This window comes from Pseudomonas paeninsulae (assembly GCF_035621475.1).
Classification (GTDB): domain Bacteria; phylum Pseudomonadota; class Gammaproteobacteria; order Pseudomonadales; family Pseudomonadaceae; genus Aquipseudomonas; species Aquipseudomonas paeninsulae.
In genome coordinates this window covers 1,011,718-1,037,500 of record NZ_CP141799.1, presented here as the reverse complement: position 1 = coordinate 1,037,500, position 25,783 = coordinate 1,011,718, and the positions used below count along the sequence as shown (strand labels likewise).

20 protein-coding genes, 2 tRNA genes and 2 rRNA genes (1 of these 24 cut by a window edge) are annotated in these 25,783 nt (G+C 59.6%); 6 read left to right on the top strand and 18 right to left on the bottom strand.

What is annotated here, in order from left to right:
* From VCJ09_RS04670 to VCJ09_RS04635, 8 genes are all read right to left on the bottom strand, one after another.
* Positions 1-1,516 (bottom strand): 23S ribosomal RNA (locus tag VCJ09_RS04670) (it extends 1,375 nt beyond the left edge of the window).
* A 248-nt stretch (positions 1,517-1,764) separates the two neighbouring features.
* A tRNA-Ala gene (locus tag VCJ09_RS04665) sits at positions 1,765-1,840 on the bottom strand.
* A gap of 37 nt (positions 1,841-1,877) precedes the next feature.
* Positions 1,878-1,954, bottom strand: a tRNA-Ile gene (locus VCJ09_RS04660).
* 84 nt (positions 1,955-2,038) lie between these two features.
* A 16S ribosomal RNA gene (locus VCJ09_RS04655) occupies positions 2,039-3,575 on the bottom strand.
* Together the 16S and 23S rRNA genes with 2 tRNA genes alongside form the textbook arrangement of a ribosomal RNA operon.
* Positions 3,576-4,265: 690 nt before the next feature.
* Positions 4,266-5,081: a CDP-diacylglycerol--serine O-phosphatidyltransferase gene (pssA, locus tag VCJ09_RS04650; protein ID WP_079204844.1), complete on the bottom strand. Its 816-nt coding sequence runs from the start codon at positions 5,079-5,081 to the stop codon at positions 4,266-4,268.
* A 157-nt stretch (positions 5,082-5,238) separates the two neighbouring features.
* Positions 5,239-6,255 (bottom strand): ketol-acid reductoisomerase, encoded by a 1,017-nt coding sequence (gene ilvC, locus VCJ09_RS04645; RefSeq protein ID WP_324733330.1) that lies wholly within the window; start codon positions 6,253-6,255, stop codon positions 5,239-5,241.
* Positions 6,256-6,302: 47 nt separating this feature from the next.
* On the bottom strand, positions 6,303-6,794 hold the full coding sequence (ilvN, locus tag VCJ09_RS04640; RefSeq protein ID WP_079204842.1) for an acetolactate synthase small subunit: 492 nt from the start codon (positions 6,792-6,794) through the stop codon (positions 6,303-6,305).
* Positions 6,795-6,796: 2 nt separating this feature from the next.
* Entirely contained in the window at positions 6,797-8,521 is a 1,725-nt protein-coding gene (locus VCJ09_RS04635) for an acetolactate synthase 3 large subunit (protein WP_079205076.1), read from the bottom strand.
* Between the two features lie 583 nt (positions 8,522-9,104).
* On the opposite strand from VCJ09_RS04635, the gene VCJ09_RS04630 reads away from it, so the two are divergent.
* On the top strand, positions 9,105-9,539 hold the full coding sequence (locus VCJ09_RS04630; RefSeq protein ID WP_324733329.1) for a DUF4124 domain-containing protein: 435 nt from the start codon (positions 9,105-9,107) through the stop codon (positions 9,537-9,539).
* A gap of 27 nt (positions 9,540-9,566) precedes the next feature.
* Here the strand turns inward: VCJ09_RS04630 and VCJ09_RS04625 are convergent, their stop codons facing one another.
* From VCJ09_RS04625 to mrcB, 3 genes are read right to left on the bottom strand one after another with little or no spacing between them, the layout of a single operon-like run.
* The gene (locus VCJ09_RS04625; protein ID WP_324733328.1) at positions 9,567-9,896 is read right to left on the bottom strand and encodes a YqcC family protein; all 330 of its coding nucleotides are present in this window, start codon (positions 9,894-9,896) and stop codon (positions 9,567-9,569) included.
* On the bottom strand, positions 9,896-10,618 hold the full coding sequence (locus VCJ09_RS04620; protein ID WP_324733327.1) for a tetratricopeptide repeat protein: 723 nt from the start codon (positions 10,616-10,618) through the stop codon (positions 9,896-9,898). Before VCJ09_RS04620 ends, VCJ09_RS04625 begins: the two co-directional genes overlap by 1 nt.
* Before the next feature lie 16 nt (positions 10,619-10,634).
* Positions 10,635-12,953: a penicillin-binding protein 1B gene (mrcB, locus tag VCJ09_RS04615; RefSeq protein WP_324733326.1), complete on the bottom strand. Its 2,319-nt coding sequence runs from the start codon at positions 12,951-12,953 to the stop codon at positions 10,635-10,637.
* 117 nt (positions 12,954-13,070) lie between these two features.
* Here mrcB and VCJ09_RS04610 point away from each other — a divergent pair, with 117 nt between their 5' ends.
* The 5 genes from VCJ09_RS04610 (at position 13,071) to VCJ09_RS04590 (ending at position 17,031) form a co-directional block, all read left to right on the top strand.
* Complete coding sequence (locus tag VCJ09_RS04610; RefSeq protein ID WP_324733325.1) at positions 13,071-14,633, top strand: bifunctional aminoglycoside phosphotransferase/ATP-binding protein; 1,563 nt, start codon at positions 13,071-13,073, stop codon at positions 14,631-14,633.
* Between the two features lie 84 nt (positions 14,634-14,717).
* Entirely contained in the window at positions 14,718-15,062 is a 345-nt protein-coding gene (locus VCJ09_RS04605; RefSeq protein ID WP_079204836.1) for a pentapeptide repeat-containing protein, read from the top strand.
* Between the two features lie 2 nt (positions 15,063-15,064).
* On the top strand, positions 15,065-15,814 hold the full coding sequence (locus tag VCJ09_RS04600) for a class I SAM-dependent methyltransferase (protein ID WP_324733324.1): 750 nt from the start codon (positions 15,065-15,067) through the stop codon (positions 15,812-15,814).
* 40 nt (positions 15,815-15,854) lie between these two features.
* Positions 15,855-16,127 carry a TfoX/Sxy family protein gene (locus VCJ09_RS04595; protein WP_079204834.1) on the top strand — a complete coding sequence of 91 codons (273 nt, stop codon included), beginning with the start codon at positions 15,855-15,857 and terminating at the stop codon, positions 16,125-16,127.
* A gap of 106 nt (positions 16,128-16,233) precedes the next feature.
* On the top strand, positions 16,234-17,031 hold the full coding sequence (locus VCJ09_RS04590; RefSeq protein ID WP_079204833.1) for a Crp/Fnr family transcriptional regulator: 798 nt from the start codon (positions 16,234-16,236) through the stop codon (positions 17,029-17,031).
* Positions 17,032-17,424: 393 nt separating this feature from the next.
* Here VCJ09_RS04590 and VCJ09_RS04585 read toward each other — a convergent pair whose 3' ends face one another.
* The 7 genes from VCJ09_RS04585 to VCJ09_RS04555 all read right to left on the bottom strand — a co-directional run bounded on the left by VCJ09_RS04585 (position 17,425) and on the right by VCJ09_RS04555 (position 25,742).
* On the bottom strand, positions 17,425-19,569 hold the full coding sequence (locus VCJ09_RS04585; protein ID WP_324733323.1) for a 3'-5' exonuclease: 2,145 nt from the start codon (positions 19,567-19,569) through the stop codon (positions 17,425-17,427).
* A gap of 3 nt (positions 19,570-19,572) precedes the next feature.
* A complete protein-coding gene (locus tag VCJ09_RS04580; protein ID WP_079204831.1) occupies positions 19,573-19,944 on the bottom strand; it encodes a response regulator transcription factor in 372 nt (123 codons plus the stop codon).
* Positions 19,941-22,715: a sensor histidine kinase gene (locus tag VCJ09_RS04575; RefSeq protein ID WP_324733322.1), complete on the bottom strand. Its 2,775-nt coding sequence runs from the start codon at positions 22,713-22,715 to the stop codon at positions 19,941-19,943. Before VCJ09_RS04575 ends, VCJ09_RS04580 begins: the two co-directional genes overlap by 4 nt.
* Before the next feature lie 13 nt (positions 22,716-22,728).
* Positions 22,729-22,929 (bottom strand): hypothetical protein, encoded by a 201-nt coding sequence (locus VCJ09_RS04570; RefSeq protein ID WP_324733321.1) that lies wholly within the window; start codon positions 22,927-22,929, stop codon positions 22,729-22,731.
* A gap of 118 nt (positions 22,930-23,047) precedes the next feature.
* The gene (locus VCJ09_RS04565; protein ID WP_324733320.1) at positions 23,048-23,926 is read right to left on the bottom strand and encodes a ChaN family lipoprotein; all 879 of its coding nucleotides are present in this window, start codon (positions 23,924-23,926) and stop codon (positions 23,048-23,050) included.
* A gap of 11 nt (positions 23,927-23,937) precedes the next feature.
* Positions 23,938-24,705: a heme ABC transporter ATP-binding protein gene (locus VCJ09_RS04560; protein WP_324733319.1), complete on the bottom strand. Its 768-nt coding sequence runs from the start codon at positions 24,703-24,705 to the stop codon at positions 23,938-23,940.
* A complete protein-coding gene (locus tag VCJ09_RS04555) occupies positions 24,705-25,742 on the bottom strand; it encodes a FecCD family ABC transporter permease (RefSeq protein ID WP_324733318.1) in 1,038 nt (345 codons plus the stop codon). The genes VCJ09_RS04560 and VCJ09_RS04555 overlap by 1 nt, the downstream gene beginning before the upstream one ends.
* Between the last annotated feature and the right edge of the window lie 41 nt (positions 25,743-25,783).

Below are 25,783 nucleotides of genomic sequence, written 5' to 3'. Positions count from 1 at the left end.
CTCGTCATCAGTTCTCGGCCTTAGAATCCCGGATTTACCTAAGATTCCAGCCTACCACCTTAAACACGGACAACCAACGCCGTGCTGGCCTAGCCTTCTCCGTCCCTCCATCGCAGTAACTAGAAGTACGGGAATATTAACCCGTTTTCCATCGACTACGCATTTCTGCCTCGCCTTAGGGGCCGACTAACCCTGCGTCGATTAACGTTGCGCAGGAAACCTTGGTCTTTCGGCGTGGGTGTTTTTCACACCCATTATCGTTACTCATGTCAGCATTCGCACTTCTGATACCTCCAGCAAGCTTCTCAACTCACCTTCACAGGCTTACAGAACGCTCCTCTACCGCTCATCCTAAGATGAACCCGTAGCTTCGGTGTATGGTTTGAGCCCCGTTAAATCTTCCGCGCAGGCCGACTCGACTAGTGAGCTATTACGCTTTCTTTAAAGGGTGGCTGCTTCTAAGCCAACCTCCTAGCTGTCTAAGCCTTCCCACATCGTTTCCCACTTAACCATAACTTTGGGACCTTAGCTGACGGTCTGGGTTGTTTCCCTTTTCACGACGGACGTTAGCACCCGCCGTGTGTCTCCCGTGCTGACACTTGTTGGTATTCGGAGTTTGCATCGGGTTGGTAAATCGGGATGATCCCCTAGCCGAAACAGTGCTCTACCCCCAACAGTGATACACGAGGCGCTACCTAAATAGCTTTCGAGGAGAACCAGCTATCTCCGAGCTTGATTAGCCTTTCACTCCGATCCACAGGTCATCCGCTAACTTTTCAACGGTAGTCGGTTCGGTCCTCCAGTTAGTGTTACCCAACCTTCAACCTGCCCATGGATAGATCGCCCGGTTTCGGGTCTATTCCCAGCGACTAGACGCCCTATTAAGACTCGCTTTCGCTACGCCTCCCCTATTCGGTTAAGCTTGCCACTGAAAATAAGTCGCTGACCCATTATACAAAAGGTACGCAGTCACCCAACAAAGTAGGCTCCCACTGCTTGTACGCATACGGTTTCAGGATCTATTTCACTCCCCTCTCCGGGGTTCTTTTCGCCTTTCCCTCACGGTACTAGTTCACTATCGGTCAGTCAGTAGTATTTAGCCTTGGAGGATGGTCCCCCCATATTCAGACAAAGTTTCTCGTGCTCCGTCCTACTCGATTTCATGACTAAGAGATTTTCGCGTACAGGGCTATCACCCACTATGGCCGTACTTTCCAGAACGTTCCGCTAATCTCAAAGCCACTTAAGGGCTAGTCCCCGTTCGCTCGCCACTACTAAGGGAATCTCGGTTGATTTCTATTCCTCAGGGTACTTAGATGTTTCAGTTCCCCTGGTTCGCCTCACACACCTATGTATTCAGTGTGTGATAACCATCTTATGATGGCTGGGTTCCCCCATTCAGACATCTCCGGATCAAAGGTTGTTTGCCACCTCCCCGAAGCTTTTCGCAGGCTACCACGTCTTTCATCGCCTCTGACTGCCAAGGCATCCACCGTATGCGCTTCTTCACTTGACCATATAACCCCAAGCAATCTGGTTACTGTCTATAACGTGAAGACGACATTCGCCGAAAATTTGCAATTGAGAACACGCAAATTTTACCTTGACCAAATTAACTGCCAGTGAAAGCAGTCAATCAGTCACTTCTATCACATACCCAAATTTTTAAAGAACGATTTTTCTTACCGGTCAAAGACCAGAAATCAACATTCAGCTACCGTCGGCAGGAATGTTCAGTTCTGAACTCTCTACAACGTCATAAAGTGGTGGAGCCAAACGGGATCGAACCGTTGACCTCCTGCGTGCAAGGCAGGCGCTCTCCCAGCTGAGCTATGGCCCCAGGTAATCGCAAGGCCTCACCCCACTCAATTGACAATTGGTGGGTCTGGGCAGATTCGAACTGCCGACCTCACCCTTATCAGGGGTGCGCTCTAACCAACTGAGCTACAGACCCAATAACGGGCTTCTAACCTAATCGTCTTTTTCAATGAATCAAGCAATTCGTGTGGGAACTTATGAAGAAGCTGAAGTCTTCGATTAAGGAGGTGATCCAGCCGCAGGTTCCCCTACGGCTACCTTGTTACGACTTCACCCCAGTCATGAATCACACCGTGGTAACCGTCCCCCCGAAGGTTAGACTAGCTACTTCTGGTGCAACCCACTCCCATGGTGTGACGGGCGGTGTGTACAAGGCCCGGGAACGTATTCACCGTGACATTCTGATTCACGATTACTAGCGATTCCGACTTCACGCAGTCGAGTTGCAGACTGCGATCCGGACTACGATCGGTTTTATGGGATTAGCTCCACCTCGCGGCTTGGCGACCCTTTGTACCGACCATTGTAGCACGTGTGTAGCCCAGGCCGTAAGGGCCATGATGACTTGACGTCATCCCCACCTTCCTCCGGTTTGTCACCGGCAGTCTCCTTAGAGTGCCCACCATTACGTGCTGGTAACTAAGGACAAGGGTTGCGCTCGTTACGGGACTTAACCCAACATCTCACGACACGAGCTGACGACAGCCATGCAGCACCTGTCTTACAGTTCCCGAAGGCACCAATCCATCTCTGGAAAGTTCTGTAGATGTCAAGGCCTGGTAAGGTTCTTCGCGTTGCTTCGAATTAAACCACATGCTCCACCGCTTGTGCGGGCCCCCGTCAATTCATTTGAGTTTTAACCTTGCGGCCGTACTCCCCAGGCGGTCAACTTAATGCGTTAGCTGCGCCACTAAGTCCTCAAGGAACCCAACGGCTAGTTGACATCGTTTACGGCGTGGACTACCAGGGTATCTAATCCTGTTTGCTCCCCACGCTTTCGCACCTCAGTGTCAGTATCAGTCCAGGTGGTCGCCTTCGCCACTGGTGTTCCTTCCTATATCTACGCATTTCACCGCTACACAGGAAATTCCACCACCCTCTACTGTACTCTAGTTGGCCAGTTTTGGATGCAGTTCCCAGGTTGAGCCCGGGGCTTTCACACCCAACTTAACAAACCACCTACGCGCGCTTTACGCCCAGTAATTCCGATTAACGCTTGCACCCTCTGTATTACCGCGGCTGCTGGCACAGAGTTAGCCGGTGCTTATTCTGTCGGTAACGTCAAAACAGCAACGTATTAAGTTACTGCCCTTCCTCCCAACTTAAAGTGCTTTACAATCCGAAGACCTTCTTCACACACGCGGCATGGCTGGATCAGGCTTTCGCCCATTGTCCAATATTCCCCACTGCTGCCTCCCGTAGGAGTCTGGACCGTGTCTCAGTTCCAGTGTGACTGATCATCCTCTCAGACCAGTTACGGATCGTTGCCTTGGTGAGCCGTTACCTCACCAACTAGCTAATCCGACCTAGGCTCATCTAATGGCGCGAGGCCCGAAGGTCCCCCGCTTTCTCCCGTAGGACGTATGCGGTATTAGCGTCCGTTTCCGAACGTTATCCCCCACCACTAGGCAGATTCCTAGGTATTACTCACCCGTCCGCCGCTCTCAAGAAGTGCAAGCACTTCTCTACCGCTCGACTTGCATGTGTTAGGCCTGCCGCCAGCGTTCAATCTGAGCCATGATCAAACTCTTCAGTTTTAATACTGCTTGGGTTTTGTGAAAACCCTAAACTTGGCTCAGCATTTCCAAATATACTCTCGAACTTCGAGTGCCTACTTGTGATGCTGATAATCTTGCGACTAACAGTCTTACTCCACAAGCACCCACACGAATTGCTTGATTCAGTTGTTAAAGAGCGGTGGCTGAGTCTTTCGTCTCAACCGAGGCGCGCATTCTACAGCAGCCTCATTTACTGTCAAGCGATTCCGAAAATTTCTTTTCAACTTCAACCACTTGCGCTTCCGATCAACTCTAAGGCTTCTCATCAGCGGGAGGCGAATTCTACAGCGTTTCAAACCGCTGTCAACCACCTCTTTTACCGCTTTCGATCACCTCGACCGACCCACCTGCAGAACCAAACCTTCAACCCTGCAGAAGCGGCGCATTCTACACAGCTTTCGCTGCTTAGCAACTTCTCTTTTTAAGCTAACTTCTTGTTTTACAAGAGGTTTACCGAGAGGCCTGCGCCAGAAGAGGTGCGGATTATAGGCCCAGCATAAATTACGTCAAGCCTTTATTCGGCTTTTATGGATATTAATGTCTGACCTCCGTGCAAACACCATTTTCACACGTCGATACAGTCCTACTACGTAGCCAGAAATCAGGTAACAGATACGACAAAGCCGCTGATGAAACCCATCAACGGCCTTGTGACAACATGCCTAATGATTACTCGGCAGTTTTACGACGCCGCAACTGCAACAAGTATTGCACTGGACCAGAGGCTGCATAGGCCAGGAAGATGATCAGCAGAATCCGCGGAGGATCACTGAACACCACAGCGAAAACCAACACCACCGCAAGGATCGCAACAAAGGGCACTCGCCCTTTCAGATCCAGATCTTTGAAGCTGTGGTACTTGATATTGCTGACCATCAGCATGCCGGCGGCGGCCACCAAGATGGCAATTACAAATGCCATGTTAGAGCCCTGGATACCGAAGTCACTGAAGGCCCACACAGTACCGGCAACAACGCCAGCTGCAGCCGGACTAGCCAAGCCAATGAAATAGCGCTTGTCCGCGCTGCCTATCTGCGTATTGAAGCGAGCCAGGCGTAATGCCGCACCAGCGACATAGATGAAAGCAACCATCCAACCAACCTTACCCAAACTGCCCAGCGCCCACTCGAAGGCCAGTAGAGCTGGCGCTACGCCGAAGGCGACCATATCGGACAACGAGTCATATTCGGCGCCAAACGCACTCTGCGTGTTGGTCAGTCGTGCCACTCGACCATCGAGACTGTCCAGCACCATGGCCACGAACACGGCAGCCGCGGCCACATAGAAGTTGCCGTTCATGGCATTGATGATGGCGTAGAAGCCAGCAAACAGGTTTGCGGTAGTGAACAGGTTGGGTAGAAGGTAGATACCGCGATGACGGACTTTGCGACCCTCAGCATCGTGCCCCTCTTCTACATGCTCATCGATGGGTAGCAAGCTTTCGGCGTCTGGGGCCGACTGGGGCTCTTCTGGACGTTCGCTCATGAACAACACCTTGCAACTGATTTGGAGAATTTCGACAGACGTTGCCATTCAGGTTTCGCCGCCAGCTTTGACTCAATAATCAGGCTTTATACCAGAAGCCTTGTATCAAAATGAAAAAACGCGGCATTAGCCGCGTTTTTTCTCACCTGGACAGGCCTTAATTCTTGGCCTTGTCGACGATCTGGTTGGCAGTGATCCACGGCATCATGGAGCGCAACTTCTCACCTACGACCTCGATACCATGGGCTGCATTGTTGCGACGATAGGCAGTCATCGACGGGTAGTTGGCAGCGCCTTCCTGGATGAACATCTTGGCATATTCGCCGTCCTGAATGCGCTTCAGGGCGTTACGCATGGCTTGACGGGACTCGGCGTTGATCACTTCCGGACCGGTCACGTACTCGCCGTACTCGGCGTTATTGGAGATCGAGTAGTTCATGTTGGCGATACCGCCTTCGTACATGAGGTCCACGATCAACTTCAGTTCGTGCAGGCACTCGAAGTAGGCCATTTCTGGCGCATACCCTGCTTCCACCAGAGTCTCGAAGCCGGCCTTGACCAACTCGACGCAACCACCACAGAGAACGGCCTGCTCGCCGAACAGGTCGGTTTCGGTCTCGTCCTTGAAGGTGGTTTCGATGATGCCGGTACGGCCGCCGCCAACGCCCGAAGCATAGGACAGCGCGACGTTCTTGGCATTGCCGGAAGCATCCTGATAGATAGCAATCAGGTCAGGAATGCCGCCACCCTTGACGAACTCGGTACGCACGGTGTGGCCCGGAGCCTTGGGCGCGATCATGATTACGTCGAGGTCGGCACGCGGCACAACCTGGTTGTAGTGGATCGCGAAGCCATGGGAGAAGGCCAGGGTGGCGCCTTGCTTGATGTTCGGCTCGATTTCGTTCTTGTACAGCTGGGACTGGAACTCGTCAGGAGTGAGGATCATCACCAGATCAGCAGCGGCTACTGCAGAAGCAACGTCGGTCACTTTCAAACCATGTGCTTCGGCCTTGGCTACAGTTGCAGAACCTTTGCGCAGGCCGACAGTGACGTCAACGCCGGAATCTTTCAGGTTGCACGCCTGGGCATGGCCCTGGGAACCGTAACCAATGATGGCGACTTTCTTGCCCTGGATGATCGAGAGGTCGCAGTCTTTGTCGTAATACACTTTCATGGAGAATTCCCCTATTTACCTGGCCTCAAAGGCCGTTCACTAAAGATTTAGATGCTGAGTACTTTGTCGCCACGGGCGATACCCGTGACGCCACTACGTACGGTTTCCAGGATCGAGGCGGCGCCTATCGCCTGGATAAAGCTGTCCAGCTTGTCGCTCGTGCCGGCCAGCTGAATGGTGTAGACACTGGTATTCACGTCAACAATCTGTCCGCGGAAGATGTCGGTGGTGCGTTTGACCTCGGCGCGCTGGGCGCCGGTCGCCTTGACCTTGACCAGCATCAGCTCGCGCTCGATGTGCGCGCTCTCCGAGAGATCTACCAACTTGACCACTTCGATCAGTTTGTTGAGGTTCTTGGTGATCTGCTCGATCACCTCATCGTGGCCTACCGTGGTCAACGTCAGACGCGACAAGGTCGGGTCTTCGGTAGGTGCCACAGTCAGACTTTCGATGTTGTAGTTACGCTGCGAGAACAGACCGACCACACGGGACAATGCGCCTGGCTCGTTTTCCAGCAGCAGGGAAATAATGTGTCGCATGATTAGGTACGCTCCGTCTTGCTCAGCCACATATCGCGCATCGCACCGTCTTTGATATGCATCGGATAGACGTGCTCACTGGTGTCGACCTGAATATCGAGGAACACCAGACGATCTTTCAGCGCGAACGCCTCCTCCATCTTCGGTTTCAAGTCTTTCAGCTCGGTGATACGCATACCGACATGACCATAGGCCTCCGCCAGTTTGACGAAGTCAGGCAGTGACTCCATGTAGGAATGCGAATGACGGCTGCCGTAGTTCATGTCCTGCCACTGACGCACCATGCCGAGGGCGCCATTGTTCAGGTTGACGATTTTCACCGGCAGATCGTACTGCAGACAGGTCGAAAGCTCCTGAATGTTCATCTGGATACTGCCTTCGCCAGTCACGCAAGCTACGTCAGCGTCCGGGAAGCTGAGTTTGACCCCCATTGCCGCAGGGAAACCAAAACCCATGGTGCCCAGACCGCCGGAGTTGATCCAGCGATTGGGTTTGTTGAAGCGGTAGTACTGGGCTGCGAACATCTGGTGCTGACCCACGTCGGAAGTGACGAAGGCATCGCCATGAGTCACCTCACTGAGCGTCTCGATGACGGTTTGCGGCTTGATGATGCTGCCGTCACCCTTGTCGTAAGGGAACATGCCGCGGCTGCCACGCCACTCCTCGATTTGCTTCCACCAACTGGAGAGCGCCTCTTTGCTCGGCGTTTCGCCGATTTCCTTGAGAATCGCCACCATCTCGGTCAGTACGCTCTCCACTGGACCGACAATCGGAATGTCAGCCTTGATAGTCTTGGAGATCGAGGCCGGGTCGATGTCGATATGGATGATCTTGGCGTTCGGGCAGAACTTGCCTGCGCCGTTGATTACCCGATCATCGAAACGGGCGCCGACAGCGAGGATCACATCCGCATGATGCATGGCCAGGTTGGCGGTGTAGCTGCCGTGCATGCCAAGCATGCCGAGGAATTGACGATCGGTACCTGGGTAGCCGCCCAAGCCCATCAGGGTATTGGTCACCGGCAGGTTGAGCATTTGTGCCAGCTCGGTCAGCGGCGATGCTGCGCCGCCCATGATCACGCCGCCACCCGCATAGAGAATCGGCCGCTTGGCGCTCAGGAGCATTTCCGCTGCCTTGCGGATCTGACCGGAATGACCACGCAGTGCCGGGCTGTAAGAGCGCAGCTTGACCTTCTTCGGGTAGACGTATTCGAATTTTTCCGCCGGATTGGTCATGTCCTTCGGAATATCCACGACAACCGGGCCGGGACGGCCGGATTGCGCGAGATAGAAGGCTTTTTTCATGACTTCTGGAATTTCCGAGGCGTGCTTGATCATGAAGCTGTGCTTCACGATCGGCCGGGAGATACCGATCATGTCGGTTTCCTGGAAGGCATCGGTCCCGACCATGTTGCTCGGCACCTGGCCAGATAGCACCACCATCGGAATGGAATCCATGTAGGCAGTCGCAATACCAGTAATGGCGTTGGTCGCACCAGGCCCCGAGGTCACCAGCACCACACCGGCTTTACCGGTGGCACGGGCATAACCGTCAGCCATGTGCGTCGCCGCTTGCTCATGACGAACCAGGATGTGATTGACTTCCGGTTCCTTGAACAGGGCGTCATAGATATGCAGCAGGGCACCACCAGGGTAGCCGTAGATGTTCTTCACGCCTTCGTCACGCAAGAAGCGGACGACCATTTCAGCGCCGGATAAAAGCTCCACGTTGTTCACCTCTAAAACGCCAGAAACCGCCCAGAAGGAGGCGGTCTAAAATAGGTTTACTGCCAAGCAGAGCATGAGCGACGGTGGTCGCCGACTACGTCAGCTACTACTGAGCAAGTATTGGGAATACTCCAAAGTGTTGCGGAGTCTTCCCACCCAGCGCGAGGTAACGCGTTGCGGGTGAAACAGGTCGGCGCGGGTACGCGCCTCATGTCTGCTGAGCTAAAGCCTGCTTGCGGCGGACTCCACTACAGCGAACGTTGAATTGTTCTGATTCGACGGGGGCAAGTCAAGTAATCCGTGATGGATTCTGCAATCAGGTGCGTATTTTCAATTATTTATCGACCTGAGCCAGAGCCTGGCTTTGCCCGGAGCAAGGCTCAGCAACCTGATTTGTGTGCCATACAGCGACGAGTAAGGCCGCTGCGCGCACACTCAGACGTAGCACTTTGACTTCCACCCGCAAAGCAGAGAGCAAATAGTTGCTCAGGCACCTACGTGCTGTGACACAGAGCAGGATGACGATTCAACCGTTTTGGTTATAGTAGCCACCAGGTATCGCCGCTCTTAAAAAGGAAACAGCATGCGCCGTATGATCCTCACCAGCAGCTTGCTGCTCGCCCTGAGCGCAAGCGCCATGGCCAGCCAGGTATACAAATGGGTCGATGCACAAGGGGGCACTCATTTTGGCGCGCAGCCGCCACAAGGCCAGCAAGCCACGACCATCAATACCGCGGTCCAACCACCGAAGACTGCCGAACCTGTAGCAACACCAACTTTCGAGAGCATCGCCGACCCGGAGCAAGCCGCTGTCGATGAAAAAGTGAAGCAGGAAATTGCGACCCAGGAAGTAGAGCGCAAGAAATACTGCCAATCAGTACGTACCAATCTGGCACAGCTGGAAAACAACCCGCGGGTGCGCGTGGAAGTCGACGGCGAAGTACGCCGCCTGAACGAAGAGGAGCGTCAGCAGCGCATCAGCGAAGCCAAGCAGGGAATTGCCAAGAACTGCAAGTAAGCCCAGAACACTGGATAGGATGCGGCCTCAGGCCGCACCACAAATCAGTTGATCGAACTCACCAAGTAACCTGATCAGAACTCGGGCCTGCGCACTGCGGCCGCCATAGACCTGCTCAGCCATTGGCTGAATGCCGCAAGCCTCTGGCAGCGTGGCCCCGCTCTCGAGCAGGTACTTCATGCGCGGCAGGAAAATCCACTGCAGCCATTGCTCGAATGCCAGCGTATCGACGCAAAAAGGTTGCTGACTGGCCAGCGCTTGGTCGCTCGGCGCCTGATCGTCCCACCAGCCCTGCAACCGCAGTTCACGCTCGATCAGCAGCAGCTGCTGGGCAATTGCAGGTACACGAGCATCCATCAGAGACTGACTCGCGCCCGCTCACGCGCCTGCGCCGCGCCGGCTGGATCGCCCTGACGCTCACGTGCCTGGGCAATCAGGTTCCACAAGCTGGCCTGCAGCGCTGGGCGGCCACTGGCATAACTCAGGCCACGACGGGCGAACTGCTCGGCCTGGGCCGCGTCGCCTTGGGCCAAACGCACTTCAGCTAGACGATAGAGCACTTGCGGCTCGCGTGGAGCAATACGCTGAGCACGCTCCAAACTAGACGCTGCACCATTCAAGTCACCACTACCCTGTTGCTGCTGGGCTGCGGTGAGCAATGCCAACACGGGACCGTCCAGTTGCTCATCGGCGGCCAAACCGCCAGAACTCGGAATACCGCTCGGCGTCGAAGGAGCAGGCACGCTGTTACCTCCATTCCCCACAGGTTCGCCGGTGACAGGCGCAGTGCTGAAAGGCTGATTGCCCATAGCACCTCCTATCGGCGAGCCTGGTGCAGGAAAGGTCTGAATCGGCGCCGAACTGCCACCGGCACCCGGCACCATCACCATCACGCCGGAATCCTGCGGTTGGTTCTGCGGCGGCTGGGCAGTCGAACTGTCGGAACCACCCGCACCAGCTTGTTGCTTGCCATAGACCGAAGAACTGGAATCGACAACAGGGATGGAGCCGCGCTGCACACTGGCACAACCGCCCAGCACTACCGCGGCGGTTAAAGCAGGAATCAACCACTTAGTCACGTCACACCCTCTTCACTTAATCCAACCAACCACGTACCCAATCCATCACCGAATCGACCGGAGCCTGAATACCACAGGCCTGGCCAGGGACAGGCTCACTGCCGCGAATATACGGCATCTGCACGGCATTCGGGCAGCTCGGATCAGAGCCCAGCCCGTTAGCGGCATTCACCCAGGCCTGGACAACGTTATCCGGTAGCGGCATATCCAGTGGCAGCGGATCGGCCTTGATCATGAAATCCGTCCAGACCTGCAAGGCACCACTCGCACCAGTCAGCGGTGTCGGGCCATTATCATCGCGACCAAGCCAGACCACCGCCAGCAGATCCTGACTGAAGCCGGCGAACCAGCTGTCGCGCGAATCATTACTGGTGCCGGTCTTGCCAGCCAATGCCAGAGAGCTGGGCAAGCGGCTGTATACCGAACGTCCGGTGCCCTCTCGCATCGTGCGTTGCATGGCATTTTGCAGCAGGTATATAGCCCCAGCATCGAAGCGCTGCTGAATCTGATAAGGGTAGCGTTTGAGCGGCTCACCGTCGGCAGTCAGTACGCTACGGATACCACGCAAGGGTGTGTTGAAGCCGCCATTGGCCACGGTCTGATACATGCCCGCCACCTCCATCGGAGTCAGCGCGCCAGCACCCAGCAACATCGACGGATAGGCCGGCCATTTACGCGCAACCCCCAGACGTTCAAGAGTTTTGAGTACATTCGGCACGCCCAGTTCCAGCCCTAGCTTGGCACTGGACAAGTTGTAGGAATGGACCAGCCCCTGGTACAGGTAAACGGTGCCGTGAGACTTGCGGTCATAGTTTTGCGGGCTCCAGACTTGGCCGTCCTGCCCCTTGATCGAGAAGGGTTGATCCTCCAGAAAACTGGTCAAGGTGTACTGACTAGGGCGCTCCAATGCAGCCAGATAGATCGCCGGTTTGACCAAGGAGCCGATCGGTCTTAGTGCATCCAGGGCGCGATTGAAGCCGGCATAACCTGGCTGGCGACTGCCGATAAGCACCTGTACTTCGCCTGTTTCCGGGTTGGTCACGACCATTCCGGCTTCAACCTGGTCCACCCCCTTGCGGCCGGATAGACGTTTCAGCGAATCGGCCAGGGCACTTTCGGCCTTGAGCTGGAGAATCGGGTCAAAGCTGGTGAAAATACGCAGCCCTTCTTCGGTCAAATCCTCATCGCGGTAATCCTCACGCAACTGGCGTTTAACCAGATCGAGGAACGCCGGGTACGAGCTATCGGCCATGCTGCCGCGCTGGGTCACGCCGAGCGGCTTCTGCTTGGCCGCAACTGCCTGCTCGAGCGTTACCACGCCCTGCTGGACCAGCACATCAAGCACCAGATTACGCCGCGCCAGGGCGCGCTCGGGATTGCGCCGCGGGTTGTAATAGGTTGGACCCTTGACCATGCCGACCAGTAAAGCCACCTGTTCGAGTTTCAACTCGGACAGCGGCTGACTGAAGAAATACTGACTGGCCAAACCGAAACCATGCACCGCGCGTGCGCCGTCCTGGCCCAGAAAAACCTCGTTGAGATAGGCCTCGAGAATATCCTGCTTGTCGTAATGCAGTTCGAGCAGCACCGCCATCATGGCCTCGGTGGCCTTGCGGATCAGGCTGCGTTCATTGGTCAGATAAAAATTCTTCACCAGCTGTTGCGTCAGGGTGCTGCCGCCCTGAACAACCTGCCCGGCCGTGGCGTTGACCCAGACGGCGCGGGCGATCGACTTGGGTGACACCCCGAAGTGATTGAAAAACTCGCGATCTTCGACCGCTACCAGGGTTTCCACCAGATAGGGCGGCACCTGCTCCAGCTTGATCAGCAAGCGGTCTTCCCGATGCGCCGGATACAAACCGCCGATCAACATTGGCTCCAGGCGCGCCACAGCAAGGCTGCTGCCATCGGCCTGGCTCAGGCCGGCGACGTAATCGCCGGAAAAACGCACACGTACCTGCTGTGACGGCTCACGACTTTCATAGAATTGGAAGCCGCGCGTATGCAGTTCGAGGTTATTACCGGCTACCGACACGGCGCCCGGACCATTGCCCGCACTCTCCCGGCGATAACCGAGGGCATCGAGCTCCTGGAGAAAGTCGTTTTTGGTCAGTTTCTGGCCGACGAACAGCTCCAGCGGCCGGGCATAAACCTTGGCGGGCACGGTCCAGCGCTTGCCGGAAAATTTCTCCTGCACCACTGCATCGAGATAAACCGCAAAGCCGGCGAACACCACCAAGCCGACCAGACCAAGCTTGATAGCCCAGCCCAACCAGGGGCGCATGCCACGCGAGCGGCGCTTTGAACGAGAACGAGGAGATCGGGTACGAGTCATGGCGCGGCATTATACGCACTTTGCCAAGGACAAGCAGGAGCAGTCCGGCGGTTTGCACAGCGGCTCTCAGCGGCCATAATGCCCGCCTCTTATTTGTTTGAAAGCCAAGGATCGCCCATGAGCCAAGCTCTGATTGCCGCCCTGCAGAACCCGGCCCTATATCCCCATCCGGTAGAGGCTTTCCAGGTCATCGAGACGCATATCTCCTGGGTAGTGTTGACCGGCCCCTACGCCTACAAGATCAAAAAACCGGTGAATTTCGGCTTCCTCGACTTCAGCGAACTGGCCGCTCGCGAACACTTCTGCAAGGAAGAGTTGCGCCTCAACCAGCGCCTCACCCAAGGCCTGTATCTGGAAGTCTTACCGATCGGCGGCAGTACCGAAGCACCGCAACTGGGCGGCGATGGCCCGGTCATCGAGTACGCTCTGAAGATGCGTCAGTTCCCTCAGGACCAGTTGCTCGCCGAAGTGCAGGCGCGCGGCGAGCTGAGCGAGGCGCATGTCGATGCGCTGGCCGAACAAATCGCCCAGTTCCACCTCGACGCGCCACAGGTAGCCCAGGCCCATGAACTGGGTTCCCCAGACGCGGTCATGGCGCCAGTCAGACAGAATTTCGAGCAGATCCGCCCACTGCTCTCGGACAAGGCCGACCTGCAACAACTCGATGCCCTGCAAGCCTGGGCTGAAAGCAGTTTCGTACGGCTCGAGCCACTGCTGGCGCGGCGCAAGGCCGAAGGTTTCATTCGCGAATGCCATGGCGATATCCACCTGGGCAACGTCACCCAGCTCGACGGTCAGGTCGTGCTGTTCGACTGCATCGAATTCAACGAACCATTCCGCCTGATCGATATCGCCTCGGACGCCGCCTTCCTCGCCATGGATCTGGAAGATCGTGGCCTCAAGGCCTTCTCCCGACGCTTTGTCAGCGCCTGGTTGGAGCGCACCGGCGACTATGCCGCGCTTGAATTGCTGAATTTCTACAAGGCCTACCGCGCCATGGTGCGCGGCAAAGTCAGCCTGTTCCGCCTCGGCCAGGAGACCGATGCGGTCCAGCGCGCAGTGATCCTGCGCCAGTACCGCCGCTATGCCGTGCTGGCGGAGAGCTACAGCGCGATCCCCTCGCGCTTGCTGGCCATCACCCACGGGGTTTCCGCCGTTGGCAAGAGCCACGTGGCCATGCGCCTGGTCGAAGCTCTGGGGGCCATTCGTCTGCGTTCGGATGTCGAGCGTAAGCGCCTGTTCGGCGAGCAGAACACTGCCGACAAAGACCAAATGAGCGCCGGCATCTACAACCAGGATGCCAGTGCGGCTACCTACCAACGCCTGCATCAACTGGCCGATGCCGCGCTGCATGCCGGCTTCCCGGTGGTGATCGATGCCACCTACCTCAAGCAGGCACAACGCCAGGCGGCCGGCCAGATTGCCGAAGACACCGGCGTTCCCTTCCTGATTCTCGACTGCAACGCCCCCGACGCCGTGATCGCCAGTTGGCTGGCACTGCGCCAGGACGCGGCCCAGGATCCCTCCGACGCGACGATGGACGTGATCAAAGCCCAGCAAGCTAACCGCGAAGCACTCTCCCAAGACGAGCTCATCCTCAGCACGCGGGTCGACACCCATGAAAGCGCCAGCCTGGACAGCCTGATAGCGCGCATTCGTCAGCACCTGCCCGGCCTGTAAGCGCAGCGATACCGAAAAACCGCGACGGGCAAAGCGCGTCGCGGCTTCTATACTGGCAGGGAACCCACCACGGACGTCCCGCCCATGAGCCAGCCCTGTCAGCTCGATAGCCCGCTCTACCACCTGCTGCACAATGAAGACATTGCCGGCTTCAATGCCCAGAAGCCCAAGGATGGCGAGGTAGACCTGTGCAATGGCGACTTTCGCGGGCTTGACTTGCGCGCTATCGACGCCAAGCGGATTAACTTCAGCCATGCCTACTTCCGCGGTACTGATCTACGCGGGCTTGATCTGCGCGAGGCACTACTTGAAGGCGCCAGCCTGGCCCATGCACAGATTTCCGGAGCCTACTTCCCCGCCGACCTGAGTGCCGACGAGATCCTCATGTCGGTTAATTTCGGCACGCGCCTGCGCTACCGCACGCGATGATCATGAGCGAAATTGCCCAATTGTTCGGCGCCCGTGCCGGTGCCTACGCCAGCTTCCGCCCACACTACCCAGCAACCCTGTTCGACTGGCTGGTCAGCCACTGCTCCGAACGGCAATGCGCCCTGGACATCGCCTGCGGTAATGGCCAGGCCAGCGTGCCATTGCGTCAGCACTTTGCCCAAGTCCTGGCCTGCGATGCCAGCATTGAGCAACTGCGGGCCGCCGCAACGCCAGACGGCATCACCCTGTTCGCCGCCAACGCCGAAGCCCAACCCCTGACCAGCGCCAGCCTCGATTTGATCGTGGTCGCCCAGGCTTTGCACTGGTTCGCCACCCCGGCCTTCTTCGCCGAAGTCACCCGACTGCTCAAACCCGGCGGCCTGTTCGGTGCCTGGTGTTACGGCTTGATGCGCATAAACAGTCCATTGGATGAGCTGATCGACGACTTTTACCGGAGCACTCTGAAGGGCTATTGGCCGCCTGGACGCGCCAGTGTCGACAGTGGCTACCGTGATATCCAGATGCCCTTCCCGCCCCTCGAACCACCAGCGTTCGCCATCGAGGCACACTGGAGTTTTGCCCAGCTGACCGGCTATCTGCGCACCTGGTCGGCCGTGCAGTACTGGGAGCGCCAACAAGGCCGCGACCCGGTCAGCGAACTGGAGCCTGCGCTACTCAGCGCCTGGGGCGATATCAAACAGCCACGCTTTGTCCGCTGGCCACTACACTTGCGGGTAGGCATCGCGCACTGAGTGTTTGTTCAACTGCTCGCAAACAGCGCAAGGAGGCTGGATGAATGACGAATTGCAACATTTGAAGAACCTTGGCAAAACCTCCGCACAGTGGTTGCATGCCGTCGGCATCCACAGCGCCAACGATCTGCGCCGGCTGGGGGCAGTCGATGCCTACCGCGCCGTCCGTGCGCGCGGCTTCCGCGCATCCAAGGTTTTGCTCTACGCCATTGAGGGCGCCTTGCTCGATGTGCACTGGAGCGAATTACCACCCGCCCACAAAGCCGAATTGAATGGTCAACTCAATGCTTGTCCGGCGCACAACAAGAGCTAGCTCACAACCTCTACGCAGAATGATTTACCTGTGACCTGGCAGCGCTTATTGTCTCAGGGACGTTCGTGCGCTTTAGCCAGACTAGCCAGTTCAAGGAATTACGTTCATGTATTTACTCGGGGAGCAACCGGCTTACGCCGACCAACTGATCAACCGACTGCAAAGCATCCCCACCCAGCTCCTGGAAGGCCTGGTACCCAGTGGGCCCGCCCTGCAGCTGGAACGAGCTGAGGATCTGGCTCAAGAGCTGCCAGAGAACCAGCTGTTCATTATCGAGAATGGTTTGCTGCATGCCCTAGTCGACGAACGCCCGCTGTTCTACCTGCAGGAAGGCGATCTGGTCGGCCTGCGCCAGGGTATCGATTTACCCAGCTGCCGCTACAGCAGTGAAGAACCGCTCAGCCTGATCCCCTATTCACGCAGTGAAGTGTTCAAGCACATCTATGTCAGCGAGCCGCGCCAGGAGCTGTTCATCCAGTACCTGATCGGCCACACCGCCCTGCTCTCTGACGCCTTGGCGCGCCTTAAACAACCGGAAATCCGCCCCGCGACCGGCTTCCAGCACTTCGCCGCCGGTGAGGAATTGATCCACCAAGGCGATGCCGCGGATCATGTGTTCATCATCATCGAAGGCCACGCCACCGCCTATGTCGACGGTCACAAGGTCGGTGACGTGCAGAAAGACGAGATCTTCGGCGCCATGGCCGTCTTCACCCGCGAAAAGCGCAGCGCCACTGTTCTGGCCAACGAACCTTGCACGGTGATGGTAATCCCCAAGGAACAGTTTCTCAGCCTGATGCAGAGCAACCCACGCATTGCCCACAGCCTGATAGAAAGCATGGCACGGCGGATCGACCTGCTAAACAAGGAAGTAACCCAGCTGCGCCTGCCCGCAACTGCCTGACAGCCAGTCGTGCGTCGCACTCACAAACCCGGCCATGTGCCGGGTTTGCTGTTTTTATTCTGACCCTGACGACGAACTGGAGTTATTTTGGCAAAGACGATTGACATGTAAATGATAATCGCTATTATTAGCAATAGCTGGTCGCGAGATCAGCCGGTAAGCTCAAGAGACCTTCAGTCGGCCTCTTCAGATTATCTCCTCATCAGGCTAATCACGGTTTTGACCCGGCTCTTGCCGGGTCTTTTTTTGCCCTGAAGAAAGCCCTCGCTCGCCCAACCTGCGCCCTGGCGGTCTGTCGGACCACGCGAGTATCCTTTTTTAGCAGTGGCGGGCTGAAGCGGAACGCCGCCCGGCCCACCCTACGCCCTGCTCACCCCTGCGCTGAACCTGCACTCAATATTCGAGCTTGGCGTAGAGCGTCTTGCGTGACGCCTCGCGCGCCTGTTTGAGGGTGTGGATGCCACGCTCGGCCAGCAAGGGGATCAGCTTGAGGAACACCTCGCCCGTGACCATGGCATCGCCCAACGCGGTATGCCGGCCAACCACGTGCACACCGAGGCGCGCAGCGATCTGCTCCAGACGATGTTCGTCGGCGGCATGCCCCGGATGCACCAGGGCGGACAGCAGCAGGGTATCGAGTACGGGCTGGATAAAACGGATACCGGTCTGCGCCTCCTTGAGTTGCAGGAAGCGCATGTCGAAGGCGGCGTTGTGGGCCACCAGCACCGTGTCTTCGGCAAAACGCTGAAACAACGGCAGCACCTCGCCGATGCTCGGCTGCCCCGCCAGCATCTGTGCCGAGAGGCCATGTATCAGCTGTGATTCGCGCGGGATCGCTCGGTGCGGGTCGATCAGTTGCTCGAAGCATTCCTGCATCAGCAGACGGCCGTTGACGATACGCGCCGCACCGATCGAGATGATTTCGTCGCCCTCGGAGGGCGCTAGCCCAGTGGTTTCGGTGTCGAACACGGTGTAGGCCAATTCGCGCAACGGCAGTTCGTCGAGTTCGGGGGTCTGCCCCGGCTGGCTGAACAGGTCGAAGTCGTAATACACCGGCCGCCCCTGCACCCTGGCGGGTAGCGGCGCCTGTGCTTGCGGCTGGCTCACCGGCAACTGCAGATACAGGCGATTGTCACCGCTGAGCGCATCGGCCTGGCACCAGAGTTCGCCGCCGTGCCGCTCCAGCACCTCCTTGAGGGTGCACGCGGCGGCATCGTCTTCGGCAACCGGACTGCACGGCCGCTGCTCCCACTCATGCAACTGCTGGGGCTCGAGCGCCGCCCCGCTCCAGCGCAGGGCCAGACGCACGAAACGGCCTTCGACGGCCAGTTCGAACGTCACTTCACGAATGCCCAACGTGGCGACCATAGCGCCCATCAACTGAGTCAGCGCCTGCACCAGGGAATAACTGTCCAGGCTCAACCAGAGCGACTCGTCGCCGCCCTGGTAACGGGCGGCTACCCCAAGCGTGGCAGCAAAATTACGCTGCAGGGCAAGCAGCAGGTCGGTCGCCAGCATGTCCTCCAGCGGCCACTGAGGGCGCAGCAGGTCGGCATGCTGGCTCAGTGTCTGCTCGAGGTGCTGGGAAAGCCGCTGCGCCTCATCGCTGATCACCTTGCCGAAGCGTTGACGGTGTTCGGCATCCATCTGCGGGTATTGCTCGACGGTTTCCGCCGCCGCGCGGATATTGCCCAACGCCGCCCGGGTGCCTTCGGTAAGTTTCTGCAACAGCGCATCGCGGCGACTGTTGAGTTCGACCGAGCGGGTGATGTCATCGAGGATCAGGACGAAACCAATCAGCCCGCCCTGCTGATCCAGCACCGGCGCCATCTGTGCCCGCAGCAGATGGGCACCACGTGCCGTGACGAAATGCGCCACCGGGCTGGGATTGTCCTGTTGCAGATGCTGCCTGACCCGTTCTAGGGCATGCACGATTAGGCGCTGGTCGAGCATGCCGAAGATCGAGCGGCCCAACCCGACCGGCGCACCGGCCGGGCCACCGGCGTCCGGTTCCAGCAACAGGCTGGCACTGCTGTTGTAGAGCAGGATGCGGCCCTCGCGATTACACACCAGCACGCTTTGTTCGAGTTCCGACATCAGCGCGGCCAGGCGATTCTTCTCTTGTTCGAGACGGGCATTGGCCTCCTCGATACGCACCGCCACCTCGCGCTGCAGTGCGCAGTGCGCCTCGGCAAAGGCATTCAGGGCAGCGCCCAGCCGCCGCATGTCGCGGCTGCCAGTGAGGCCCACGCGGTGCGCAGGGTTGACCCGATGGATGATGCCGACTTCCTCGCTCAAACGGATCACCACCTCGGGGTAGGCCGCCAGCCACAGGCGCAGGAGCACGCCGAACGGGATCAGCAGCAGCCCGGAGAGCACCACCAGCAGCGCGCCACGCCCGGCCATCAGCGAGAGCACGGCGGCACGCTCCTGACTGTTCAGGTCGGCCCACAGCAACCCCCCGGCGAGCGCCAGCAAACTGCCGAGCAGCAGACTGAGGATGGCCAGCCAGAAGGCGAAGCGCAGACGTGGGCTCATCGGTTACTCGACCGCCAGCTGCGCGCCGATCTGCGCCAGCAACTCCTGGGTCGAGAACGGCTTGGTGATGTAGGCATTGGCCCCCAGCGCCAGGCCCTTGCTGATCTCGACCTCGCGGCCCTTGGCCGTCAACATGACAACGCGCATGTGCTGCCAATCCGGATTCTCGCGGATCTTCTGGCACACATCGAAACCGCTCAGGCGTGGCAGCATCACATCGAGCAGCACCAGGTCTGGTGGTTGCCGCTCAATGGCCTCCAGGGCCTCCTGACCGTCGTGCGCCACCAGCACCTGATAGCCGGCCTGTTCGAGCAGGAACTCCAGTGAGATGACGATGTTCGGCTCGTCGTCGGCGATTAATACGGTTTTGCTCATACGCCATACTCCGTCTCGCGGCCTGCGTCTGACGCGGCCGCATTCGCCTGCCCCAAGGGCAGGGTAAAGGAAAAGGTCGCCCCCTGTCCGCGCGCACTGCGCACCCACAACCGGCCGCCGAAGTGCTCGATGATCTGCCGGCTGATAGGCAGCCCCAGACCAGTGCCCTGCGGCTTCTCGGTGAGGTTGTCACCGGCCTGGCGAAACTTCTCGAAGATGATCTGCTGATCGGCCGGGCCGATACCGCAGCCGTTGTCGCGCACGTCCACCTGCAACGCCTCGGGTAGCACCTGCACAGTGATGCCGATGCGCCCCGCCTCGCGGTCGCAGAACTTCACCGCATTGGAGATCAGATTAAGCAGCACCTGCAGCAGGCGATCGCGGTCGCCCAGCACTGGCGGAATCTGCGCCGGCAGCTCGAGGCGCAGTTCCACGCCCTGCTCCTGCAACAGCTGGCTGGTGCTGGCCTGGGCATCCTCGATCACCTCTTGCAGATCGAGCGCGCTGGTGTGCCATTCGGCACGCCCCGACTCGAGCTTGGCCAGGTCCAGCACCTGGTTGATCATCCGCGTCAGGCGCTCGCTCTCCTTGACGATGATGCCGATGAAACGCGCGCGCTGCGCCGGGTCCAGCTCGGGGTTGTCGTTGAGAATCTCGGAGAAGGCGCGGATCGAGGTCAGCGGCGTACGCAGTTCGTGGGTCACGGTGGAGATGAAGTCGTCCTTCAAGCGGTCGAGTTCCTGCAGCCGCGCATTGGCCGCGCGCAGTTCGCCGGTGGCGACCTCAAGCGCGTGCGACTGCTGCTCCAGGCGGCGGCTGTAGGCGATCACCTGCGAGGCTTCGTCGAGGATGCCGAGCACCTCGTCCATGCCCAGCGGCTCCTCCTGCACCACCGAGGCCAGCATCACCCGCGCCGAGGCAGTGCCAATCGCCCCGGCCAGTTGTTGCTCGGCGAAGTGCACCAGATCGGCATCCGGCACCAGTTCGGCACCGGGCGCCAGGCCCCGCTGCGCCGCGTAGCCAGCGAAGGCCTCGCGGGCCCGCAGCGGACCGAGGAAGCGCCCGACCAAGGCAATCACCTCCGTCACCGAGGCGCTACCGCGCCACAGGCTGGAACCGCGCCCGGCGACCTTGAAGGCATCGACGAACAGCAGCGCCTGAGCATGCTCGCGGCTGCTCTGCTGACCGAACAGCGACACGCCGACATAGGCGCCGAGATTGGCCAACATACTCCAGAACAGCGAATGACCGATCTCGTCCAGCCCCGCCAGGCCGAACAGCGCCAGCGGCTTGAGCCAGGCAATAGCGAACGGCCCCTGCTCAATGAAACTCAGCGGCAACCAACCGGACTTGGCGAACGCCGGCAACAGCAGGGTGTACAGCCACAACAGAAAGCCCAACGACAGCCCACTCAGGGCGCCAGCGCGGGTGCCCTGCTTCCAGTACATGCCACCGAGCATCGCCGGGGCGAACTGCGCCACCGCGGCGAACGACACCAGGCCGATCGAGACCAGCGCGTAAGCCTCGCCCGCCGCGCGGTAATACACATAACCGAGCAGCATCAGCAGCAGGATGGCGCCGCGGCGGATGCCCAGCAGCAAGCCCGAGAGATCCGTGCGCTGCGCCAGGCCGAGGGCCTTCCAGCGCAGCAGCAGCGGCATCGCCAGGTCGTTGCAGATCATTGTGGACAGCGCGATGGTCTCGACGATGACCATGCCGGTTGCGGCCGACAGCCCACCGACGAACACCAGCAGCGCCAACGACTCCTGGCGCAGGGCCATGGGCAGGGTGAGGACGAAGGTATCGGCATCCACCGTGCCGGCGGGAAAATGCATCAAGCCGGCGAAGGTGATCGGCAGGACGAAGATATTGATCGCCAGCATGTACAGCGGAAATAACCAGATGGCCTTGGCCACGTGGTTCTCGTTGACGTTCTCGACCACGCTGATCTGAAACTGGCGCGGCAGAAACAGGATCGACAGCATCGACAGAAAGATCAGCGAACCCCAGGAACCATAAGTCCCGGCAGGACCGCCGAGGGTCAGCAGTTGGTCGACATCGGGCAAGCGCGCGGCCTGTTCGAACACGTCGGCGAAGCCATGGTAGAGGCCGAAAGTGACGTACAGGCCGACCGCCAGAAAAGCCAGCAGCTTGACCAGCGACTCGAACGCGATAGCCGCCACCATGCCTTCGTGGCGCTCGGTCGCATCGAGGTGACGGGTGCCGAACAGGATGGTGAAGATCGCCAGCAGCAGCGCCACATAGAGCGCGGTGTCCTGCAGGGGGCCGAGCGCCTGGCCCTGGCTCGGCATCTGAATCGTCGGGTACTGCCAGAGAATCAGAAAGCTACTGGACACCGCCTTGAGCTGCAGGGCGATATAGGGAATCACCCCGACCACCGCGATCAGCGTGACCAGGCCGCCGAGCAGCGCGCTCTTGCCATAGCGCGCGGCGATGAAGTCGGCGATCGAGGTGATGCGATTGGCCTTGCTGATGCGGATCATCTTGCGCAGCACCAGCCAGAACAGCGCCGCCATCAGGGTCGGGCCGAGGTAGATCGGCAGAAAACCGACGCCACTGACCGCCGCTCGGCCAACGCTGCCGTAGAAGGTCCAGGAGGTGGCGTACACCGCCATCGACAGCGCATAGATATACGGATTGGCGATGATCGAGCGGCCAGCATCGGCGCGCTTGTCACCCCAGTAGGCGATAGCGAAGAGGATGCCCAAGTAGGCGCAGGCGGTCAGCAGGATCAGGCCACCGAGCGGCATGGGCAGCGCCTCCTCATCGGCTCGAGCACTCGACGACCAGGATCATCGCGACAATCAGCAGGGCCCAGGCCACGAACAGGTAGGCAAACAGCCGCGGAATACCGAACACCTCGCCGCCGCTATCGAACAGCGCGAGCAACGGATAGCTGAACAGCAGACAACCCAGCATGAACAATGCCACCAGCCGCTGTGCCCGCAGTGTGCGATTGACCATAGCCCGTACCTCCTGAGGCTAAGTGTGGCCGATTATTCACCCGGCGCACTGCGCGACCTTGGTAGGGGCAGGTTTTGCCAGCGGCGCCAACAGGTTCGCGCTAACAGGGTGCACAGCCTTAGCCGGCGAAATCGGCGCAGTAGTCCCGCTCCGGCAACGCCGGGGTGTACCAGACGAAGTCGGCTTCTGCGGCGCTGACCAGCGTGCCCACTTCAGCCAAGATCAGGACCAGACTGGCCGCCTTATCGCCCAGGTCGCTCAGGTGCAAGGGCACCCCCAGATCACGGCGCACATGATAGACGCCAGCCAGCAGCAGACTTGGCGGCGGTGCTGCCAACAGTGCCTCGGCCATGCGGCGGTCACGCTGCTGCTGTACGGCGAGCATGGCCGGCATCTGGCTTTCCGGTAACTGGTCGCAATGGGAGACGCGGATCTGCGTTAGCAGCGCCTCCTGCACGCTTTGTGCGGTCGAGGCCGAGCCGCTCAATGCCGGCCGCTGACGATAAATCTGCAACACATCCGAGCGCTGCAGATTGGCCGCCAGCATGGGGTAAGGCTGAGCCAGGGCGTGCTGCACGATCGGCCCGTACAGCAACCAATCCCAGCCCCGCTGCCAGGCCAATGCCGCCGGAAGGTCGGCGACCTGCTGCCCGGCGGCCAAACGTGCGCGCACGGTGTCGACCTTGCCCTGCTGATCCGCCGTGAGCATTTCCAGCAGCAGGCTACCTTGCGCGCGCCGCGCCGCCAACGCCTGCAACAACCAGAGCTGCAAGGCATGGTGATCGGGATTGTCGTGCCGCTCGCCGACCAGCACGTGCGGAGCCGGCGCCAGGCGCGCGAGCAGTTGTTGCGGAGTCAGGCGCTGACCGCTGCGCAGTTCGACGATCTGTCCCAATTCGGCATGCTCGCGTCCTTCCGGGCTTTGCCAGGCCGGTAGCGGCGGCAAGGACGCCTGGCAGCCCGCGAGAAGAAATAACAATAGGCCGGCAATACGCATGGACACTCCTTTTAACGCGCGACTATCAGCGGATGACCGCGTTCAGGATGGCGCTGCACCAACACTTCCAGGCCGAATACCGCCTGCAGTGGCTCGGCGCGCAGGACCTGCTCCGGGCTGCCCAGCGCATGCGGGCGACCGCGATCGAGCAACAGCAAACGGTCGCAGTAACGCGCGGCCAGGTTCAGGTCATGCAGGATCACCAGCACCGCCGCGCCCCGTTCGGCAAAGGCCTGGGTGGCTTGCAGGGTGGTGTGCTGGTGCAAGGGATCGAGCATTGAGGTCGGTTCGTCGAGCAACAGGATCTGCCCCTCACCACCCGGCCAGAGTTGCGCCAACACCCGCGCCAGGTGCACGCGCTGCCGCTCGCCGCCGGACAAGGCCAGGTAGCTGCGCCCGGCCAGGTGAGCGGCATCCGCCGCCTGCAGCGCTTCGCCGATGATCTGCGCATCACGCAGATGACCGCTGGCATGGGGCAGCCGGCCCATGGCCACGACCTCCTCGACGCGGAAGGCAAAATTCAGCGTCGAGGTTTGTGGCAACACCGCCAGCCGCCGGGCGCGCTCGGCGCCCGGCCAGTCACCGAGGTGGCGCTGATCAAGCCATACCCGGCCGTGCGACGGGCTCAACTCGCCGCAGAGCGCACCGAGCAAGGTGCTCTTGCCGGCGCCATTGGGGCCGAGCACACCGAGCACTTCGCCAGGGCGTAGCTCCAGGTCGATATCCGTCAATACAGTTCGGGAGCCGCGCTGCACCGCCAGGTTTTCCGCTCGCAGCATCAGGCACGTTCCCGCAGCAATAGATAGAGAAAGAACGGCGCGCCAATCAACGCGGTGACGATCCCGATCGGCAGTTCCGCTGGCGCCAGCAGCAGCCGCGCGGCCAGATCGGCGAACAGCAGCAGGCTGGCGCCCGCCAGTGCCGAGGCCGGCAGCAGCACGCGGTGATCCGGGCCGACCAGCAAGCGCATCAGGTGCGGCACCACCAGGCCGATAAAACCGATCATCCCCGCCGCCGCCACGGCGGCGCCGACGCCGAGGGCGGTGCACAACACCAGTTCGCGCTTGATCCGCTCCACGGCAAAACCGAGGTGGCGCGCTTCCGACTCGCCGAGCAACAGGGCATTCAGCGCCCTGGCTCGCCGCGGCAACCACAGCGCCACCGCCAGGGTGACTAACAGCAACGGCCACAGCCGCGCATAGCTGGCGCCGTTGAGGCTGCCCAGGTTCCAGAAGGTCAGGGTGCGCAGCGTGGCGTCATCGGCCAGGTAAGTGAACAGACCAATCGCCGCACCGGCCAACGCGGTCAGGGCGATGCCGGCCAGGAGCATGGTCGCCACGCTGGTCTCACCGTCGCGCCGACCCAGGCGATAGACCAGGGCAGTCACCCCGAGGCCGCCGATAAAGGCGCACAACGACAACAGGTAAGGCGCGAAGACCTCCGGCAGGCCGCCCAGCGCCGCGCCACCGACAATCGCGACCGCCGCGCCCAATGCCGCGCCGCTGGAGACGCCGACCAGGCCGGGGTCGGCCAACGGGTTGCGGAACAGGCCCTGCATCGCCACCCCGCACAGCGCCAGCACCGCCCCGACGGTCAGACCCAGCAGGGTGCGCGGCATGCGGATCTGCCCGAGGATCAATTCGGCCTGCTCCAGTTCGACGCCACCCACAGGCATGCCGAGCAGGCGCAACGCCGCGTGCAAGGTATCGGCCAGCGGCAGGCTGACCGGCCCCAGCGCCAGGGATAACCAGAGCGCGAGCGCCAGCAACAGGCTCAGCGCAATAAACAGTGAGCGCGGCTGAATGACAGGATTCATGGCGTGGGCTGGGCTTCTGCGGTCAAAGAGTGGCTGGCAGG

Coding starts and splice junctions, on each gene's coding strand:
- VCJ09_RS04555 (WP_324733318.1), bottom strand. CDS start 25,742: ATGAATCCTGTCATTCAGCCGCGCTCACTGTTTATTGCGCTGAGCCTG.
- VCJ09_RS04595 (WP_079204834.1), top strand. CDS start 15,855: ATGAATGACGAATTGCAACATTTGAAGAACCTTGGCAAAACCTCCGCA.
- VCJ09_RS04630 (WP_324733329.1), top strand. CDS start 9,105: ATGCGCCGTATGATCCTCACCAGCAGCTTGCTGCTCGCCCTGAGCGCA.
- VCJ09_RS04625 (WP_324733328.1), bottom strand. CDS start 9,896: ATGGATGCTCGTGTACCTGCAATTGCCCAGCAGCTGCTGCTGATCGAG.
- VCJ09_RS04565 (WP_324733320.1), bottom strand. CDS start 23,926: ATGCGTATTGCCGGCCTATTGTTATTTCTTCTCGCGGGCTGCCAGGCG.
- ilvN (WP_079204842.1), bottom strand. CDS start 6,794: ATGCGACACATTATTTCCCTGCTGCTGGAAAACGAGCCAGGCGCATTG.
- pssA (WP_079204844.1), bottom strand. CDS start 5,081: ATGAGCGAACGTCCAGAAGAGCCCCAGTCGGCCCCAGACGCCGAAAGC.
- VCJ09_RS04580 (WP_079204831.1), bottom strand. CDS start 19,944: ATGAGCAAAACCGTATTAATCGCCGACGACGAGCCGAACATCGTCATC.
- VCJ09_RS04570 (WP_324733321.1), bottom strand. CDS start 22,929: ATGGTCAATCGCACACTGCGGGCACAGCGGCTGGTGGCATTGTTCATG.
- VCJ09_RS04590 (WP_079204833.1), top strand. CDS start 16,234: ATGTATTTACTCGGGGAGCAACCGGCTTACGCCGACCAACTGATCAAC.
- VCJ09_RS04575 (WP_324733322.1), bottom strand. CDS start 22,715: ATGCCGCTCGGTGGCCTGATCCTGCTGACCGCCTGCGCCTACTTGGGC.
- mrcB (WP_324733326.1), bottom strand. CDS start 12,953: ATGACTCGTACCCGATCTCCTCGTTCTCGTTCAAAGCGCCGCTCGCGT.
- VCJ09_RS04610 (WP_324733325.1), top strand. CDS start 13,071: ATGAGCCAAGCTCTGATTGCCGCCCTGCAGAACCCGGCCCTATATCCC.
- VCJ09_RS04585 (WP_324733323.1), bottom strand. CDS start 19,569: ATGAGCCCACGTCTGCGCTTCGCCTTCTGGCTGGCCATCCTCAGTCTG.
- VCJ09_RS04600 (WP_324733324.1), top strand. CDS start 15,065: ATGAGCGAAATTGCCCAATTGTTCGGCGCCCGTGCCGGTGCCTACGCC.
- VCJ09_RS04605 (WP_079204836.1), top strand. CDS start 14,718: ATGAGCCAGCCCTGTCAGCTCGATAGCCCGCTCTACCACCTGCTGCAC.
- VCJ09_RS04560 (WP_324733319.1), bottom strand. CDS start 24,705: ATGCTGCGAGCGGAAAACCTGGCGGTGCAGCGCGGCTCCCGAACTGTA.
- ilvC (WP_324733330.1), bottom strand. CDS start 6,255: ATGAAAGTGTATTACGACAAAGACTGCGACCTCTCGATCATCCAGGGC.